17 protein-coding genes are annotated in these 14,430 nt (G+C 49.7%); 9 read left to right on the top strand and 8 right to left on the bottom strand.

Annotated features, from left to right (window positions below; all coding sequences use genetic code 11):
* Positions 1 to 2 precede the first annotated feature (2 nt).
* Positions 3 to 887 carry a polysaccharide deacetylase family protein gene (locus HA51_RS02185; RefSeq protein ID WP_084931648.1) on the top strand — a complete coding sequence of 295 codons (885 nt, stop codon included), beginning with the start codon at positions 3 to 5 and terminating at the stop codon, positions 885 to 887.
* A gap of 64 nt (positions 888 to 951) precedes the next feature.
* On the opposite strand, the gene HA51_RS02180 is transcribed toward HA51_RS02185, so the two are convergent.
* Positions 952 to 1,500, bottom strand: a complete 549-nt coding sequence (locus HA51_RS02180; RefSeq protein WP_245840124.1) for a hypothetical protein — start codon at positions 1,498 to 1,500, stop codon at positions 952 to 954.
* Positions 1,501 to 1,930: 430 nt separating this feature from the next.
* On the opposite strand from HA51_RS02180, the gene HA51_RS02175 reads away from it, so the two are divergent.
* Complete coding sequence (locus HA51_RS02175) at positions 1,931 to 3,700, top strand: sensor domain-containing phosphodiesterase (protein ID WP_084931647.1); 1,770 nt, start codon at positions 1,931 to 1,933, stop codon at positions 3,698 to 3,700.
* A 95-nt stretch (positions 3,701 to 3,795) separates the two neighbouring features.
* Here the strand turns inward: HA51_RS02175 and blc are convergent, their stop codons facing one another.
* Together blc and HA51_RS02165 are read right to left on the bottom strand one after the other, a co-directional pair.
* On the bottom strand, positions 3,796 to 4,323 hold the full coding sequence (gene blc / locus HA51_RS02170; protein ID WP_084931646.1) for an outer membrane lipoprotein Blc: 528 nt from the start codon (positions 4,321 to 4,323) through the stop codon (positions 3,796 to 3,798).
* 100 nt (positions 4,324 to 4,423) lie between these two features.
* Positions 4,424 to 5,107, bottom strand: a complete 684-nt coding sequence (locus HA51_RS02165; RefSeq protein WP_084931645.1) for a RipA family octameric membrane protein — start codon at positions 5,105 to 5,107, stop codon at positions 4,424 to 4,426.
* 178 nt (positions 5,108 to 5,285) lie between these two features.
* On the opposite strand from HA51_RS02165, the gene HA51_RS02160 reads away from it, so the two are divergent.
* Positions 5,286 to 5,639 carry a DUF1428 domain-containing protein gene (locus HA51_RS02160; protein ID WP_084931644.1) on the top strand — a complete coding sequence of 118 codons (354 nt, stop codon included), beginning with the start codon at positions 5,286 to 5,288 and terminating at the stop codon, positions 5,637 to 5,639.
* Between the two features lie 34 nt (positions 5,640 to 5,673).
* Here the strand turns inward: HA51_RS02160 and HA51_RS02155 are convergent, their stop codons facing one another.
* Positions 5,674 to 6,069: a VOC family protein gene (locus HA51_RS02155; RefSeq protein WP_084931643.1), complete on the bottom strand. Its 396-nt coding sequence runs from the start codon at positions 6,067 to 6,069 to the stop codon at positions 5,674 to 5,676.
* A 243-nt stretch (positions 6,070 to 6,312) separates the two neighbouring features.
* Between HA51_RS02155 and HA51_RS02150 the strand changes: the two genes are divergently transcribed.
* On the top strand, positions 6,313 to 6,954 hold the full coding sequence (locus tag HA51_RS02150) for a LysE family translocator (protein WP_084931642.1): 642 nt from the start codon (positions 6,313 to 6,315) through the stop codon (positions 6,952 to 6,954).
* A gap of 119 nt (positions 6,955 to 7,073) precedes the next feature.
* Complete coding sequence (locus tag HA51_RS02145; RefSeq protein WP_084931641.1) at positions 7,074 to 7,937, top strand: substrate-binding domain-containing protein; 864 nt, start codon at positions 7,074 to 7,076, stop codon at positions 7,935 to 7,937.
* Positions 7,938 to 7,972: 35 nt separating this feature from the next.
* On the opposite strand, the gene HA51_RS02140 is transcribed toward HA51_RS02145, so the two are convergent.
* Both HA51_RS02140 and HA51_RS02135 read right to left on the bottom strand, forming a co-directional pair.
* Complete coding sequence (locus tag HA51_RS02140; RefSeq protein WP_084931640.1) at positions 7,973 to 8,515, bottom strand: YbhB/YbcL family Raf kinase inhibitor-like protein; 543 nt, start codon at positions 8,513 to 8,515, stop codon at positions 7,973 to 7,975.
* A 57-nt stretch (positions 8,516 to 8,572) separates the two neighbouring features.
* A complete protein-coding gene (locus tag HA51_RS02135) occupies positions 8,573 to 10,114 on the bottom strand; it encodes an MFS transporter (RefSeq protein WP_084931639.1) in 1,542 nt (513 codons plus the stop codon).
* Positions 10,115 to 10,292: 178 nt separating this feature from the next.
* Between HA51_RS02135 and HA51_RS02130 the strand changes: the two genes are divergently transcribed.
* Positions 10,293 to 11,165, top strand: coding sequence for a LysR substrate-binding domain-containing protein (locus HA51_RS02130; protein WP_084931638.1), 873 nt, complete (start codon positions 10,293 to 10,295; stop codon positions 11,163 to 11,165).
* Here HA51_RS02130 and HA51_RS02125 read toward each other — a convergent pair whose 3' ends face one another.
* Positions 11,166 to 11,342: a DUF1289 domain-containing protein gene (locus tag HA51_RS02125; protein WP_034829866.1), complete on the bottom strand. Its 177-nt coding sequence runs from the start codon at positions 11,340 to 11,342 to the stop codon at positions 11,166 to 11,168.
* Between the two features lie 174 nt (positions 11,343 to 11,516).
* Between HA51_RS02125 and HA51_RS02120 the strand changes: the two genes are divergently transcribed.
* The 3 genes from HA51_RS02120 to HA51_RS02110 all read left to right on the top strand — a co-directional run bounded on the left by HA51_RS02120 (position 11,517) and on the right by HA51_RS02110 (position 13,692).
* Positions 11,517 to 11,792 carry a metal/formaldehyde-sensitive transcriptional repressor gene (locus tag HA51_RS02120; RefSeq protein ID WP_084931637.1) on the top strand — a complete coding sequence of 92 codons (276 nt, stop codon included), beginning with the start codon at positions 11,517 to 11,519 and terminating at the stop codon, positions 11,790 to 11,792.
* Between the two features lie 9 nt (positions 11,793 to 11,801).
* Complete coding sequence (locus HA51_RS02115) at positions 11,802 to 12,152, top strand: DUF3147 family protein (protein WP_045832441.1); 351 nt, start codon at positions 11,802 to 11,804, stop codon at positions 12,150 to 12,152.
* Between the two features lie 112 nt (positions 12,153 to 12,264).
* Positions 12,265 to 13,692 carry an alpha,alpha-trehalose-phosphate synthase (UDP-forming) gene (locus HA51_RS02110; protein WP_084931636.1) on the top strand — a complete coding sequence of 476 codons (1,428 nt, stop codon included), beginning with the start codon at positions 12,265 to 12,267 and terminating at the stop codon, positions 13,690 to 13,692.
* A gap of 33 nt (positions 13,693 to 13,725) precedes the next feature.
* Here HA51_RS02110 and HA51_RS02105 read toward each other — a convergent pair whose 3' ends face one another.
* The gene (locus HA51_RS02105) at positions 13,726 to 14,262 is read right to left on the bottom strand and encodes a cysteine hydrolase family protein (RefSeq protein WP_084931635.1); all 537 of its coding nucleotides are present in this window, start codon (positions 14,260 to 14,262) and stop codon (positions 13,726 to 13,728) included.
* Positions 14,263 to 14,430 lie beyond the last annotated feature (168 nt).

Genomic DNA, 14,430 nt, shown 5'->3' with positions numbered 1-14,430 from the left:
AGATGCAAGATCAACAACCCTGGCAGTGGCCAGACTCTGTCTGGCAGGAAAAGGTCAACCATGTACGTGCAGGCAAAGCGCTTAAACCTAAGCAATGGCCTAACGGGGCCGAATTTGCAGTGGCACTCTCTTTCGACAGTGATCATGAATCAAACGAATTACGCGATGGTGGCCAATCTTTTGGCCGTATGAGTTGGGGGCAATTTGGTACGCGCGTGGGGATTCCACGCATAGAGACACTATTGAATAAATATCAGGTGCCTGCCAGTTTTTATGTGCCCGCTGTGTGCGCGATACTCTACCCAGAGGAGCAGACGCGTTTAAGTGCACAAGGACATGAGATCGGTTTACACGGGTGGATTCATGAGCTGAATTCCGTGCTCTCATATGAAGATGAACGCGCGCTGATGCTGAAGTCAGCTGATACGCTGGAAAAAGTATTGGGTAAGCGCCCTGTCGGGATGCGCACACCCTCGTGGGATTTTAGCCCCCACACGTTACGGATCGCTCAGGAAATGGGGTTGATCTATGACTCTTCACTGATGGCGGATGAAAATTGCTATGAGCTGATGCTGGATGGCGAGCCGACAGGCGTGGTAGAACTGCCGGTTGAGTGGATAAGGGATGATGCAGTGTATTTTATGATGAACCGGTTTCAGGCTCATCGTCCTTACACTCCACCGGAAGCGGTATTTGATATTTTTCGTCGTGAATTAGAGTATGCACACCAGGAGGGCGGATTGTTCCAGCTCACCATGCACCCGCATATTATTTCAGCACGTTCACGCATTTGGATTCTTGAAGAGATTATTAAGTTAGGAAAATCCTATAATGCGTGGTTTGCTACTCATGAGGATATTGCTCGTTGGGTAAAGGCAAATAGCTGAAAACGCAGTCATTTGCCGTTGGGATAGTAAGCCGGAGCAATTCATGCTCTGGTTTATTTATTCATTACCTGAAACTCCACTGCACCGTAATAACAAAAACTGAAGGTATGATAATGCCTGATTCTATACCGAAATAAGGTGTGAAGTTATATTGAAACCCATGGTAGATATAGGGTGAGAAACCAATCCCTGTAGCTTTCTTAAAGTCATGATAAGAACCATGATCCCCGCAATTTTGAAACGCATCAAAGAAAAACTCACCGGTATAGCCGTATATTCCCTTAAATGTCCATCCGTTGTCCCACTTTTCCCAGTCTCTGCGAACACCGATAGCGATACAGCGGTCATCAAAGCTGTTTTTCATGGTTCCTACCAGAACACTGTACTTTGAGTCTTCGGAAAGTTTACGTTCTACAGAGAAGAAATTATTTTCAAAATTTTCAGTGTATTGGCCATGGTTCCCTGTTAAATGATAGACAAAGGACCCAGTGTTTATTGAATAAAGATTAATTTCACTCGCGTGGCAGCAGAATGATAGGAAAAAAGAGAATGCTACGAAACTCCATAATAATTCGGTGTTTTTTGTGGCGTTATGTTCTGTTATACCATTCATATTTCCCTCACCTTAAGAATGAGACTATGAAATTAGAGGCAACAGCGTTGTTTGAAAGATTTAACTTATTGAGATTAACGGGAAAAATTAATAACTCTTTTCATGGTGGGATTAGCACCACCTGAAAACAAGAAATTAGCTATTCATATTAGCATGTTTTACAAATGACGATAAAAACTCGGAGTGTCTTCAGTTATTTACTACCATGCCAATGTAAGCTGAACTAATGTCTTTAACATGTTGTTTATGCGGACATTAGGCCAAGCAAATGAGCATGACAAACTCTGGCTTCAGGCATACTATGGCGCTTACGAAAAATAATGTTGGATGCAATAAGCGCAGCGATCATGGGTAATTTTGTAACGAACAATGAACTCGTTTCTTTGAATTTACATTTTCCATCCCTGCAAAATCATATGGATGGCTATGTATGAGCGTTGTGGAAGAGTTTGTTTCTGGGCGGATTACACTGCAAGCACTTCGCGCTCCTGATATCTGTCGTGATGATGTACTCAGTCGATTTACGCATCTTGTCAGCACCACGCTGGACGTACCCAGTAGCTTTATCTCCGTGCTCGACGATGATTTTCAGTACATAAAAGCAGCCCATAATTTTGTTGTTGCTGATTCAGTACGCACCGACTCGATTTGCCAATACGTTTTCGAAGGTGACACTCCGCTCGTTATTAATGACACTCAGCAAGACAGTTGTTTTGCCACCAACCCTTTTGTCACGGGTGCACCCTTCGTGCGTTTTTACGCCGGAGTTCCTCTAACGAGCCAGGAAGGTACGGTACTGGGTACGCTGTGCGTGGTGGATAATCAACCGCGTGAATTTAGCGAAGAAAAACTGGCCACCCTGACATTACTCTCACAACTGGTGATTTCGTTCCTTGAGGCCTGGCATTCGGTTGGCTACACCGATCTTGTGACAGGCTTACCCAATCGGCAACAGCTGCTGCGCGACTTGCAAACTCTTCGTGCAGTGGACGGTGGTCAAACCCACCGATTAGTGCTCATCGATTGCATTGATATGCCGCGAGCCTATGAACTGGCGCGCTCACTCGGCATGGGGCCTGTTGAAGGGCTGCTAAGAGATATGGCGACTTTGCTACCACTGCGATTACGTCCTGGTAAAAACGAATTTCTCTATACCGTGGCAACGGGGCGGTTCGCGTTGCTTTCCATTGAGAGTCATCATTTTGATGCGGAATGGGTAGCCGCCAGAATGGAGGGCGTTCGGGCTGAAATAGGCGAGGGCTTGTCAGTGGACCTCACCACACACACGGGTGAAGCCATTTTTGTACCCAATGAAATATCCGCTCAGGAAGTGCTGCGTCGTGCAGTCAGCGCTCTTCACGAAGCCATTTGCCGCGGTGTTCCCTGCATGAGTTTTAGTGAACAAAATGATGAGCGACGCACTGATGATTTTACTCTAGTGAATGATCTGGTCACCGCTGTTCGCCACAATCACGGCCTCTATCTGGTTTATCAACCCAAAATTTGCCTCATGACCGGATTGCCGATTGGGCTTGAGGCGTTAATTCGCTGGCGGCATCCCACCAGAGGAGAGCTGTCACCGGCTCATTTCATCCCGCTTGCTGAACAAACCTCCCTTTTGCAAGAGATCACCGAATGGGTGATTGATAAAACCATCGAACGCTTAAAAAGGCTTCAGGGGCAAGGAATACAGCTACCTATAACGGTGAATGTCAGCGTACGCGATTTCAGCAATGTAGATTTTGCCAACAGGATTGAGACCAAAATGACGAAAGCCCGGCTTCCAACGAGTCTTTTGGGCATTGAATGTCTTGAAACTGAACGCATTCTTGAGAGTCCTGCCGCCATCCGGGGACTTGAAATGCTGAAGCAGCGAGGTTTTGGTATCGCGCTGGATGATTTTGGCACCGGTTACAGTAACTTCAGTTACTTGCGGCGGATGCCTCTGGATGTGATTAAAATCGATCGCTCCATTGTCAGTGGACTCACCACGGATACCGCCTCGCGCATCATTACTAAAAGCATTGTCACCATGTTAAAAGAACTGGATTACGTGGTGCTGGCGGAAGGGGTGGAAAATAGCGAAACGCTGGAAGCCTTAAAAGAATTAGGTTGCGATCAGGCTCAAGGCTTTTTCCATTCTCGCCCTTTACCCGAAGACGAAATTGACCGCTGGTTAAGTTGGAAAATGAAAGTTTGAGAGGTTAAAAACCCTTCCAGTTATCAAAACGTCCAGAGGAATCCTTCTCTGGACGATGTCAGTTTCTGGGACTTGGCAAAGAAGTGGAACGACAATTAGTCCTGATTGACCCATATTAGCTCATCAACTGCGAAACCCAGTCGTTTAGCCGTTGTAATATATTGCTGTTTCACGTTGTCGGGGATTTTAGGTTGGCGCGATAAAATCCATAAATAATCGCGATTTGGACCGCTGACCAGTGCGTACTGATAATCTTCATCTAGAGCGATAACGTTATAGCCACCATAGAAGGGGCCAAAGAAGGAGACTTTCAGCGCGGCGATATCAGGTTTCCCGGTAAAATACGCTTTGCCATCACTCTCGTTCCACTGTTTTTTCACTGGATCATAACCGCGATTTAGCACGCTAATGCCGCCATCAGTGCGTTTCGCGTAGGTGGCAGTCACGTGATCTTTACCGCGCTCAAAGCGGTGATCGAGACGTGCAATCTCGTACCATTTTCCCAGATAACGATTAACATCGAACGGGGAGATCGGCGTGACACCTTTTGGTGGCGTTGGAGATTTACAGGCTACCAGCGTCAAAGATAACGCGGCAATTGCGGCGATAGGCCATAACTTCATCACTGCTCCTTAATCAAACTGAATCCGTTGATCATGAAAATATCAGTGTGATTATAGGCATTATTTTCACAGGCGGTTTTAAACCGCCTGATCAAAACGTTTATTTTTTGTCTTTATCTTCATCTGCAGGAATAAGCGGTTCGTCGACCGCAATGGATGTATCTGACTTCAACAGCTGGATATCCAAAATCACATAGGTCATGGTAGTGATAAACAGTGAAATCACGCTGCCAATAACGCCGCTGGTGGTAAAGGTGAAGTAGTTGTACATCACCACCCACGTCACACAGATAAACAGCGCCAGCGCGACATTAATCGCTGACTGAGAGTAATCTGTTGTGCGCGCACCCATTTCGTTGATCTGACGATAGAGTGTTGAGCCAGTATATTTTTCCAAAATAGAAATGCTTTGATCCCAACTGCGTAAACGTCGCGCGCTGCTGCGGGTGAAAAACAAGAATAGCAGCGAAACAAAAAGGCCAGAAAAAGCAATCAATACCGGCACGGCTTCCAGCGCGTAAACCAAGCTCTTGTGGCTGGGTGCCTGCGTGGTGAGATCTAGCGTCAATGATGCGCCTATCGCAGCATAGAGAAAAATAAACAACACAAGGAACAGTGCATTGCGTCTCCAGTCGAGACTCGCTTCATGATTTTTCTGCTGGCGAGCAACCTGCAACGCTTGCTGTAAACGCAAATCCGTTGAGGTGGTATCAACCTGTTCAATCTCTTCACCCAGCAAACGATGAATAAACGGCTGATCGGAGGAATCAATGGTAATGCGCATAACTATCCTGATGGGGTAACTATCGTGGGCGACAGTGTAACTTAAATCAGGATGGAAAAAGGAATCTGCGAGACAGACCGCATTTTAATCTCGTCATCAGCTCACCAGTTGGGTGTTATTCGTACACTTTACTGTGCGGTCAACGTCGGCCGCGTGACGCACGACGGAGGACAACGCTATGTCGTATGTTGACGGTTTTGTGGTCGCGGTCCCAGAGATCAGCAAGGAAGAATATCGCGCCATGGCAGCGAAAGCCGCACCGCTCTTCAAAGAGTTTGGAGCCACTCGCATTGTAGAGTGTTGGGCGGATGATGTTCCCGAGGGCACACTGACTGATTTCTACATGGCGGTAAAAGCGGAAGAGGGTGAAACGGTGGTATTCAGTTGGATTGAATATCCCTCAAGAGAAGCGCGCGATGCGGCAAATCAAAAAATGATGTCCGATCCGCGTATGAAAGAGATGGGCGAAAACATGCCTTTTGATGGCAAAAGAATGATTTACGGCGGTTTCTCGATACTACTCGAAGAGTGAGATTGTTAAGGGCGCGCTGGCGCCCTTAACAATCTCACGCCTGAGGCCACTGTTGACACTGAAGGACCGTGCGATAGCCATCATAATCCTGGAAGGTTTGCCCTTGCTGCTGCCAATAGGGATTAAACGAATCCACCGGTTTAAATCCAGCCTGTATCATCTGCTGGCAAGTCTGTTGCCATAAGTCGCGGTCGGGTAGATACAACACCAACAAATCTTCGGGGGTCGGGCTGGGCGTTACCGGATGTGAAGTACATTGCGTGAACTCAAGATGCCACGGCACGCCCGCTTGACCCAGCATCACGCCATTAAAACCTTGATGATCTTCGAAGGCCCCTACAATCTCCATTCCTAATCCAAGGCGGTAAAGTTCCCGACTCCGTTCCAGGTCTGAAACAGGGCGCGCCACGCGAAGGGTAAGTGCTGTCATAAATAAACTCCTTGGCTGTTAAATGTATTTCCTGCTGCTTTGACTCTAGCTGACCCAAACGCGTGATGGCGCAATACGTGCTAATGCCAGAAAGAGCCATAGAGAGTGTGAGTTGTATCATTCATGCAGGAGGAATGAGGTGCGGGGCGAGATTTACGTCGAACTTTGTGTTACTTATTGAAAACGAGTTGATGACTTAAAGTTTCATGTTGTCAGCGCATCTCATATCGACAAGGAGTTAATATGCTGGATATTATTCATTTCCCTCTTTTCCTCGCGTCTGTATTTCTCTTATGCATCACACCGGGTCCGGACCTCGCATATGTTGTTGGCCAAAGCATGGCCAATGGCCGTCGTAGCGGGGTGATATCAGCAACGGGTGTGGCGCTTGGCAGTTGTACCCATGCGTTGGCTAGTGCAATAGGCTTAACGGCATTAATTACCGCTTCGCCGATGTTATTTACAGTCATTAAATATATCGGTGCTGCATATCTTATTTATTTGGGCAGTAAGATGGTGTGGGAAACCTTTGTCGTTAAATCTCGGTGTAATGAGGAGCAAATTGCGGCTCCGCGCACCAATACGCGTAATCTCTTACTACGAGGTTTTATTACCTCCATTACTAACCCCAAAGTATTATTGTTTTTCATTTCTTTCTTCCCACAATTCGTGGTGGTAGATGGTAACTATCATGCGAGTTCCTTCCTGCTGTTGGGACTGACCTATGCAGTGATTGGGTTGATCACTGATGTGACATTTGCCCTGCTGGCGGGCGGTGCTGCGAGTGCGGTATCGCGCAACATTACGCTGCAAAAGCTGTTAGATCGTATCGTCGGTATGACATTCATTGGCTTGGGGATTCGCCTGGCCCTGACCCGACGTTAAAAATGCAGAAGAGACAGCAAGTCTGATGATTGGCGATAGCGATTTAATCGGGTAACGTGAAGTGTCTTACGTTACCTACAAAATAATGACCGCACGCTAAGTTGCAGGAGAGCTCTTTCATGGCCGTTAATCCCAATATCATCGGTATCGTCAGCGATGAATTCACCAACCCAAACACCGTCACGATGCTGAATGAAATGACGCGCCAGCTAAACGCGCGTGGTTTAGTGACGCTGTTGCTGAATGTCGATTCAGCAGAAAACTATCAACGTATGTTGCAGAATGCCGCATCTTTGCCGCTGGCGGGGTTGGTGTTTCTGACATCCCTTTTTGAGGATGAATTGCATACCGCAGCAAAACTATTGCCTGACGTGGCAACGGTGCATTTAACCCAAAGCCGTGAAGCAGGTGCTGAGGTTGTCATTGCTGATGGTTTTGATGCGGGGGCTGAGATGGGGTCATTGCTACTGTCTCAAGGACATCAACGCTTTGGCTTTATGCACAGCCAGGAACATGCCGATCCCACGCGTCAAATGACAGGTCTGGTTTCCAGTCTTGAGGCAGAACACAAAACTCTGAACATTCAGCTGGTGGCAGGGGCTAACGATCGCGAATTGGCTTATCAGGCCATGATGACCTACCTGAAGAAAACGCGTGCAGCGGAGCGCATTAATGCACTGTTCTGCGAAAGCGATGTGCTGGCCTTTGGCGCATTGCAGGCAGTGCGTGATTTTGGCCAAGGCGCACACGTGGCGGTCGTAGGCTTTGACGATGTGGATGAAGCGCGTGCTTCAACCTGGCACTTGACCAGTTGGGCGCAGCGTCGTGACTTGCTGGTTAATGAAGCACTGAATCGCTTACTGGAAAACCGAGTTGATACAGGCAACGCTTGGCAGCAAGGTGAGTTGCAGGTGCGCCACTCCCATCACGGTAAATATGTGCCGGGTGAAATGTCGCAGTGTGGTTGTGCGATTCGACACTAATGTTATTGGGTCGCCTGCCTGGCGACCCGCTGCAATCAATTCCCTAGACGCCCGACCAGGCTTGCAGAACCTAGCGCATGGCCTTTCAATTTTGCGACTAACTCAGTGTGACTGAGTCCTGCGGGTAAACTACCTTTCGCAAGGTCGGTCGCCACCAGCACAAAGTTGTAGTGGTGATAGCCCGCGCCCGCGGGTGGACAAGGGCCATAATAGTTTTGCGTGCCGGGCGTGTTGGTGCCATAGCTAAAATCTCCCCCTTTGCTTAACTCACCCTGTTGGAATTTATTACGCGTCGCATCAATGTTGTATGCCAGCATATGCGTCACACCCAAGCCTTTGGCGCCAGCCGGATCGGTCAGCAGTAGCACATAACTCTGGGTGCCCACGGGCGGATTGGCCCAACTGAGTGCGGGTGAAAGGTTTTCGCCGCTGCAGGCGAGGTTGTTCTTATCATTGCCACCCAATGCTTTCTTCATCACGCCGTTGTCGGCAAAGTCTGCCGACTTAAGCGAAAACGTCGCCGCATGGGCAAACAGTGGCAGGCTGCTTAAGCAGAGTACGGTGATTAACTTCTTCATTATTGTTCCTCAACAAGGACGGGTTGTGCGTGCGACAGTCGATCCCACGCGTAAAAATCAACGCTGGGGTAGCGTCGTTGGCTGACGCGTATTACGCGCCGAATAAAGCACGACGATGGCAGAAAACAGGGCAAATGCGGCAGCGCACAGCAACATGCTGGCAAACCCATCGGCGTAACTGGTGATGACGAGTGGCTGTAACGAGGCCTGATGAGCGGCGTCATACATTGCAAATGCATGGCTGAAATCACCGGCGATAACCTGTGTGCTAAAACCGGGTTGAAGGGGCAACTGCGCGTGTAGCATTGCTGATTGTAAATGCCACTGTGTGCTGGCCGCCAGAATCGCACCCAGCGTGGCAAATCCTAATAAAATGCCGGAAAAACGGGCTGTGGTGCTGATGCCGGATGCCATTCCTGCCTGTTGCGGAGGCACCGTTGCCATAATCGCCTTTTGGGTTTCACCATTGAGCAGCCCACCGCCGCTGCCGAGTATGGCCATTCCCGCCAGGCTCAGCAGCAGTTGGTGGTGGAACACGGCAGTCGCAATCACCATGTTGCCAAAGGAAACAGTGGCCAGGCCAAGAGCCAGCAAAGTTGCGGCATGCAGGCGTTTGCCGAGCCAGCGCGCCATAACAGGAAACACCAGCATTGCCAAAGCGAAAGGCAGCATGCCTGCTCCGGCCATTAACGGCGTCATTCCCTCAACATTCTGTAATAACAGCGGCAGCAATGAGGTCATGACTTGCGCGGTGGCAGCGTAAGCAAACATCGCCAATACCGTCCCAATAAAGGGGAACGAGCGGAACAGTTGCAGATTCAGCATCGGCCTGCTTTTGCCACTTTCCACGCGAATAAACAGGCCAAACCATAACGCGCCGAGACACAATCTGCCCACCACCTCACGGCTCAACCAGCCGTGCTGCGGCGCTAATATTAACGCCCAGGTTAAACAGAACATGCTTGCTATAAACAGCACGATGCCAGGTAAATCGAGTTTACCCGCGTGTTCATGTTTGGATTCCTCAATGTGGCGTGTGACGGCCAACATCAGTAGGGCACAAATGGGAATGTTGATGAAAAATGTCCAGCGCCAGCCGAGCAACGTACTGATCATGCCGCCAGCCAACGGTGCCAGCACCATGGTCAACCCCATCACACCGCCCCAAATCGCCCATGCGCGGTTACGTGCATCACTATCACGAAAGCTGTGTGCGATAATTGCCAGCGCTGGCGCCAGCAGCAATGCGGAGCCAATACCTTGAACCGCACGAGCAATATTGAGTGCTAAAACGCTGGTCGCCATGCCACAGGCGAGTGAGGCCAGCGCAAAAAGTAAAATGCCGCCGAGAAAGAGTCGGCGTCGGCCAAATTTGTCTGCCAGCGACCCTGCCGGCAAAAGAAGTGAAGAAAAGCTCAGCACGTAAGCGCCGATGACCCATTCCATGTCTGCAAAAGAAGCATGCAGACCTTTAGCGATGGTAGGTAACATGACGCCGACGATATTGGTGTCGATCACCGTCAATGCGCACCCGGTTGAGGCGACGAGTAAAACACGATTCAGACGGCGGTGGTCGAGTGTGATTGTAGCAGTGGACATCTCTTCTCCAGCGAGCAAGGTAGTGAATGCACTACAGCTTGAATCCATCAATGCAGTCATTCAATAAACAGCACTGGAGTTATTGTTAGGCAAAACCTAACAACATTTATATTGCTGGAGTTTTGGTTTCAGGTAATGATCGATATGTTCATCACCCGAGACAAGTAGGAGTTAAAACGTGGAATTGCGCCATCTACGCTATTTTCTGGAACTGGCAAAAACGCTGCATTATGGTGTGGCGGCAGAGAATCTCAATATATCCACTCCGACGCTGTCAGTGCAGATTAATCAATTGGAAGAAGAGTTAGGTGCGCCGTTATTTTACCGTACTCAACGTAAAGTCGAGTTGACGCAGATTGGCGAAATTTTCCAACTGGAGGCGCGGGAAACGCTACAACATGCGGAACAGGCCAAAGCCCGAGTGCGTAGTGCCGCACGCGGCGAACGCGGCTATATCCGCGTGGGCTATGTTGCATCAGCGCTGTTGTCAGGTGTTTTAACGCGTTTATTGACGTGCTTCAGCGCAGGCGCGCCGGATATCTCAATCAATGCACGTGAATCAGCCATGGATACACTGGCCACCCAGGTCAGCGAGCGCACAATTGATGTTGCCTTCGTGCGCGGTCCTGTGCCGTTGCCTGCCGATGTCGGATACATTGAGGTCGAACAAGATCACTTCGCGCTGGCACTGCCTGAAAGCCACCCGCTGGTTGTGCAAGAACAACCCATCGAACCTGCGCAACTTAAAGGGGAAACCTTTATTTTGCCCGAACAAGTTTCTGGCACCATTACCTTTGCCCAACGTGGTGGTTTTATTCTTAGCCGCAGCTGGTCGGCTGGCAGTTTAAATGAAGTGCTGGCAAATGTCGCATTAGGTAATGGTGTTGCGGTAATACCGGCTATCCTGATGAATCAATTAAAATTACCGGGTATTACTTATCGCGAAATACCCGGTGCTGTTATTCCTTCATCCATATGGTTCTTATATCGTAAACGCGAACGAACTCCCGCAGTGAATAAGTTGGTGCGCATGATTGAACGAAACGTCTAACTATTTTATTTGCAACGTCGCAACGCGATCTTTCAATGCGCGCTCAATCGCCTTACGGTGATAAGGTGACATTTTCCGCCACTCCTGAGCCTCTTTACGCGTGCGGCCGCAGGCACGACACCAGCCATTTTTTCCTTCAAAAATACAGACATCAGTACAGGGTGATTTTACAGACATGGGGATCATTCCTCAGCAGTGTGGCCGCTGCAGCCGGTTAAGGCTGCAATATCATTCATGATGTGCATCTCGTGTCGTGATAAGTTGAAAGCGGCATTGCAGTGCCGTAAAATCAAAAAACTCAAAGAAAATATACTATACCCCAGTATACATCGAGATCAACAGGAGCCGAAAATGGGCCATACACTCAAAAATCAGAAAAGCCTGTTAACCCGCGTACGCCGTATCAAAGGGCAGGCAGCTTCGCTAGAGACCGCATTGGAATCAGGTGAGGAATGCCTAAAAGTGTTGCAGCAGGTAGCTGCGGTCCGCGGGGCAGTCAATGGCCTGATGGCAGAACTGCTGGAGGGGCATATCAAAGAGCACCTGATGAATGATTCGGCCACCGAAGCGGAGCGCAGTCAGGATTTGGAAGAGATTGTCAGCGTTATTCGTTCATATCTGAAGTAGGAGCAAACCATGCTGTGGCTCATCGTAAAATACGCCATCACGGCGGGCATGGTGGTGCTGATCTCTGAAGTTGCGAAACGCAGTGACCGTCTCGGAGGATTGATTGCTGCGCTGCCATTAGTGACGGTATTGGTCCTGATCTGGATGAAGCTGGAAGGCCAGAGTCAGGCAAAGATCGCCAGCCACGCCTGGTATACCTTCTGGTACGTGGTACCGACTCTGCCTATGTTTGTCGCCTTCCCATTTCTCTATCAGCGCTGGGGATTTTGGCCCACGCTGGTGGCGAGTTGCCTGTTAACGATCGTGCTTTTCGTCCTGTGGGCAACGTTGCTAAAGCGCTTTGGCATACAGTTGATGTAGTCTGATTTTTCCTGATTTTTTATGCCTGTTCCCGTTTTCTTTACGCCTTTTTTATATGGCGAGCGGTTAAATCAGAGCATCGCCGGATGCCAAGGCATAATCAGGAGAAAGCATGAGCGGCCTCATTCTCGTATCACACAATCAGCATCAATTATCGACGCTCGCCTCTATTTACGATCGCATCCTGACGCGGCGCGGAGGATTGTGGATCAGTTGGGACGGTAAAAAAGCACCGCCGAATTCGGAAATCACACGTGATCTGGCATTCCGACATGGCAACGATTACGACACTCTCAGCTTCCCATTAACCTGTAGTGAATTGGAGGAGGGGTATCGCGGTTATATCCATCAGGGATTATGGCCAGTATTCCATCAACGGCCCGACCTCGCGCATTTCACGCCACAGAGTATGCACAGCTTTCGCCAGCTCAATGAGGAGTATGCACGTGCTATCGCGGAATACGCGATGCCTGATGATGCGATCTGGATTCAGGATTACCATTTTATCCCCGTGGCAAAAATGCTGCGCGATGCCGGGTTAACCCAGCGCATTGGCCTGTTTTTCCACCAACCGTTTCCGTCGGGGCAGATGTTTGAAGCGATCCCCGACTGGCGCTGGCTGGTGGAATCGTTGTTGTGCTGCGATGTGCTGGGATTTCAAACCGCGCAGGATATGAATAACTTTCTGTTGTGGGTTGAAAGCGAATTCCGCGCAGAACGTATGGGCAAAACCCTGTTCCGCATTCATGGTCGCCTGATCTCGACAGGTGTCTTCCCGGTTGGCATTGATTTGGATGATGTACTGGCACTGCAGGAAAGCAACAGCTGCCAGTTTATGGAGCAGCAGTGTCGCGAACGGCTACCGGAAAATACCCTTCTCAGCGGCGGCCATCTTGATGACAGCGCTGGCTTGCCTTATCGCATCAGTGCTATCGAAGTGTTGTTACGTCAACACAATCACTATGCGGGTAACGTCATGCTGTTGCAGTTGGCTTCATCTGCCAGCGGCCATGCGCACCGTCAGCAGGAGATCAGCCACGATCTTGAAAACATCTGCGGGGAAGTCAATGGCGTACACGGGATGCTCAACTGGTATCCCGTTAGCTATCTTAACCATCACTACAGCCGCGAAGAGTTAGCTGGGGTGTACCGTGCGTCGCGTGTGGCGTTGGTGACGCCGCTCATGGCAGGGATGAGTCTGATGGCAAAAATGTACGCCGCACTGCAAGATCCTGCGAATCCGGGCGTGTTGATCCTTTCACAATTTGCGGGTGCCGCCGAGCATATGGACGGCGCACTGATCGTTAACCCCTACGATCCGGATGCCATTGCCGATGCGATCCATACCGCCCTGAAATTGCCGCTCAGAGAACGACAAAACCGACATGCGCGGCTAATGAAAAACATCCATCTGTATGATTGCCATTGGTGGGCAGATCGATTTATCTCGCACTTGATGAATGAGGAGGGAGAATCCAACACCCAGGTTAATCAAAGTATTGTGCTAGGTGCTAGATTCAGCGGGCGCGCGCGATACTGAGGCGAAGGCGCGGTATTGACCGCGCCCGAACATTCAAAATAGAGCGTCAGCCGTTGCCGCCAGTTGGACAAACGGACCCGAGAGCGTTTGGTTGTGATGGGCAATGATTTGGGATGCGCTGATTAGCCCGTTGTCTGTCGTGCTATGTGCATCGCTGATTAATACCACGCGCAAGCCTAAATCCGCCGCTGCCCGACAAGTCGTATCCACGCAATATTCTGTTTTCATGCCACAAATCACCAACTCTTCAATTCCGGCGAGTTGTAGCGAAGCCAATAGCGTCGTGCCACGGAAACAGTTGGGGTAGCGCTTCACAAACACGCCATCCGACTCGGCATCTATCGCCAACTGTGGAATAAGCTGTGTAAGCGGACTGCTCTCCGCAAGAGGCGATCCCTCAGGCCCGGTATGGCGGGCTGCAAAGACCGGGGCTTTTGCGTCGCGTGCCCGGGCAATTAACCTGTTGATATTGTTGAGCAGAGCTTCAGCGGCAAAAGGCTGCTGCGGCGCAAAAAACAAGCCGTGCTGCATATCGACAATCAATAGCGCTTTTTTACTTGAGGATGGCATGGTGTGTCTCCTTTCACTGGGTGATGAACGGAGACAATCCCCGTCCATTGGCTGACGGGGTGAGGATTCTGTACGCTTACGTTTTCGCTACAGATGCATCCACGCCGCCGCCGAATGCGGTGGTGGTGGTCTCTGTGGTCAACGTAATGAACCAAGACATAATAGGCT

The sequence above is a fragment of the Pantoea rwandensis genome (assembly GCF_002095475.1).
GTDB classification, from domain to species: domain Bacteria; phylum Pseudomonadota; class Gammaproteobacteria; order Enterobacterales; family Enterobacteriaceae; genus Pantoea; species Pantoea rwandensis.
This window is presented reverse-complemented; position numbering and strand designations above follow the sequence as displayed.

Coding starts and splice junctions, on each gene's coding strand:
- HA51_RS02155 (WP_084931643.1), bottom strand. CDS start 6,069: ATGACAGCACTTACCCTTCGCGTGGCGCGCCCTGTTTCAGACCTGGAA.
- HA51_RS02120 (WP_084931637.1), top strand. CDS start 11,517: ATGGGCCATACACTCAAAAATCAGAAAAGCCTGTTAACCCGCGTACGC.
- HA51_RS02150 (WP_084931642.1), top strand. CDS start 6,313: ATGCTGGATATTATTCATTTCCCTCTTTTCCTCGCGTCTGTATTTCTC.
- HA51_RS02160 (WP_084931644.1), top strand. CDS start 5,286: ATGTCGTATGTTGACGGTTTTGTGGTCGCGGTCCCAGAGATCAGCAAG.
- HA51_RS02185 (WP_084931648.1), top strand. CDS start 3: ATGCAAGATCAACAACCCTGGCAGTGGCCAGACTCTGTCTGGCAGGAA.
- HA51_RS02105 (WP_084931635.1), bottom strand. CDS start 14,262: ATGCCATCCTCAAGTAAAAAAGCGCTATTGATTGTCGATATGCAGCAC.
- HA51_RS02140 (WP_084931640.1), bottom strand. CDS start 8,515: ATGAAGAAGTTAATCACCGTACTCTGCTTAAGCAGCCTGCCACTGTTT.
- HA51_RS02110 (WP_084931636.1), top strand. CDS start 12,265: ATGAGCGGCCTCATTCTCGTATCACACAATCAGCATCAATTATCGACG.
- HA51_RS02180 (WP_245840124.1), bottom strand. CDS start 1,500: ATGAATGGTATAACAGAACATAACGCCACAAAAAACACCGAATTATTA.
- HA51_RS02115 (WP_045832441.1), top strand. CDS start 11,802: ATGCTGTGGCTCATCGTAAAATACGCCATCACGGCGGGCATGGTGGTG.
- HA51_RS02145 (WP_084931641.1), top strand. CDS start 7,074: ATGGCCGTTAATCCCAATATCATCGGTATCGTCAGCGATGAATTCACC.
- HA51_RS02135 (WP_084931639.1), bottom strand. CDS start 10,114: ATGTCCACTGCTACAATCACACTCGACCACCGCCGTCTGAATCGTGTT.
- HA51_RS02125 (WP_034829866.1), bottom strand. CDS start 11,342: ATGTCTGTAAAATCACCCTGTACTGATGTCTGTATTTTTGAAGGAAAA.
- HA51_RS02165 (WP_084931645.1), bottom strand. CDS start 5,107: ATGCGCATTACCATTGATTCCTCCGATCAGCCGTTTATTCATCGTTTG.
- blc (WP_084931646.1), bottom strand. CDS start 4,323: ATGAAGTTATGGCCTATCGCCGCAATTGCCGCGTTATCTTTGACGCTG.
- HA51_RS02175 (WP_084931647.1), top strand. CDS start 1,931: ATGAGCGTTGTGGAAGAGTTTGTTTCTGGGCGGATTACACTGCAAGCA.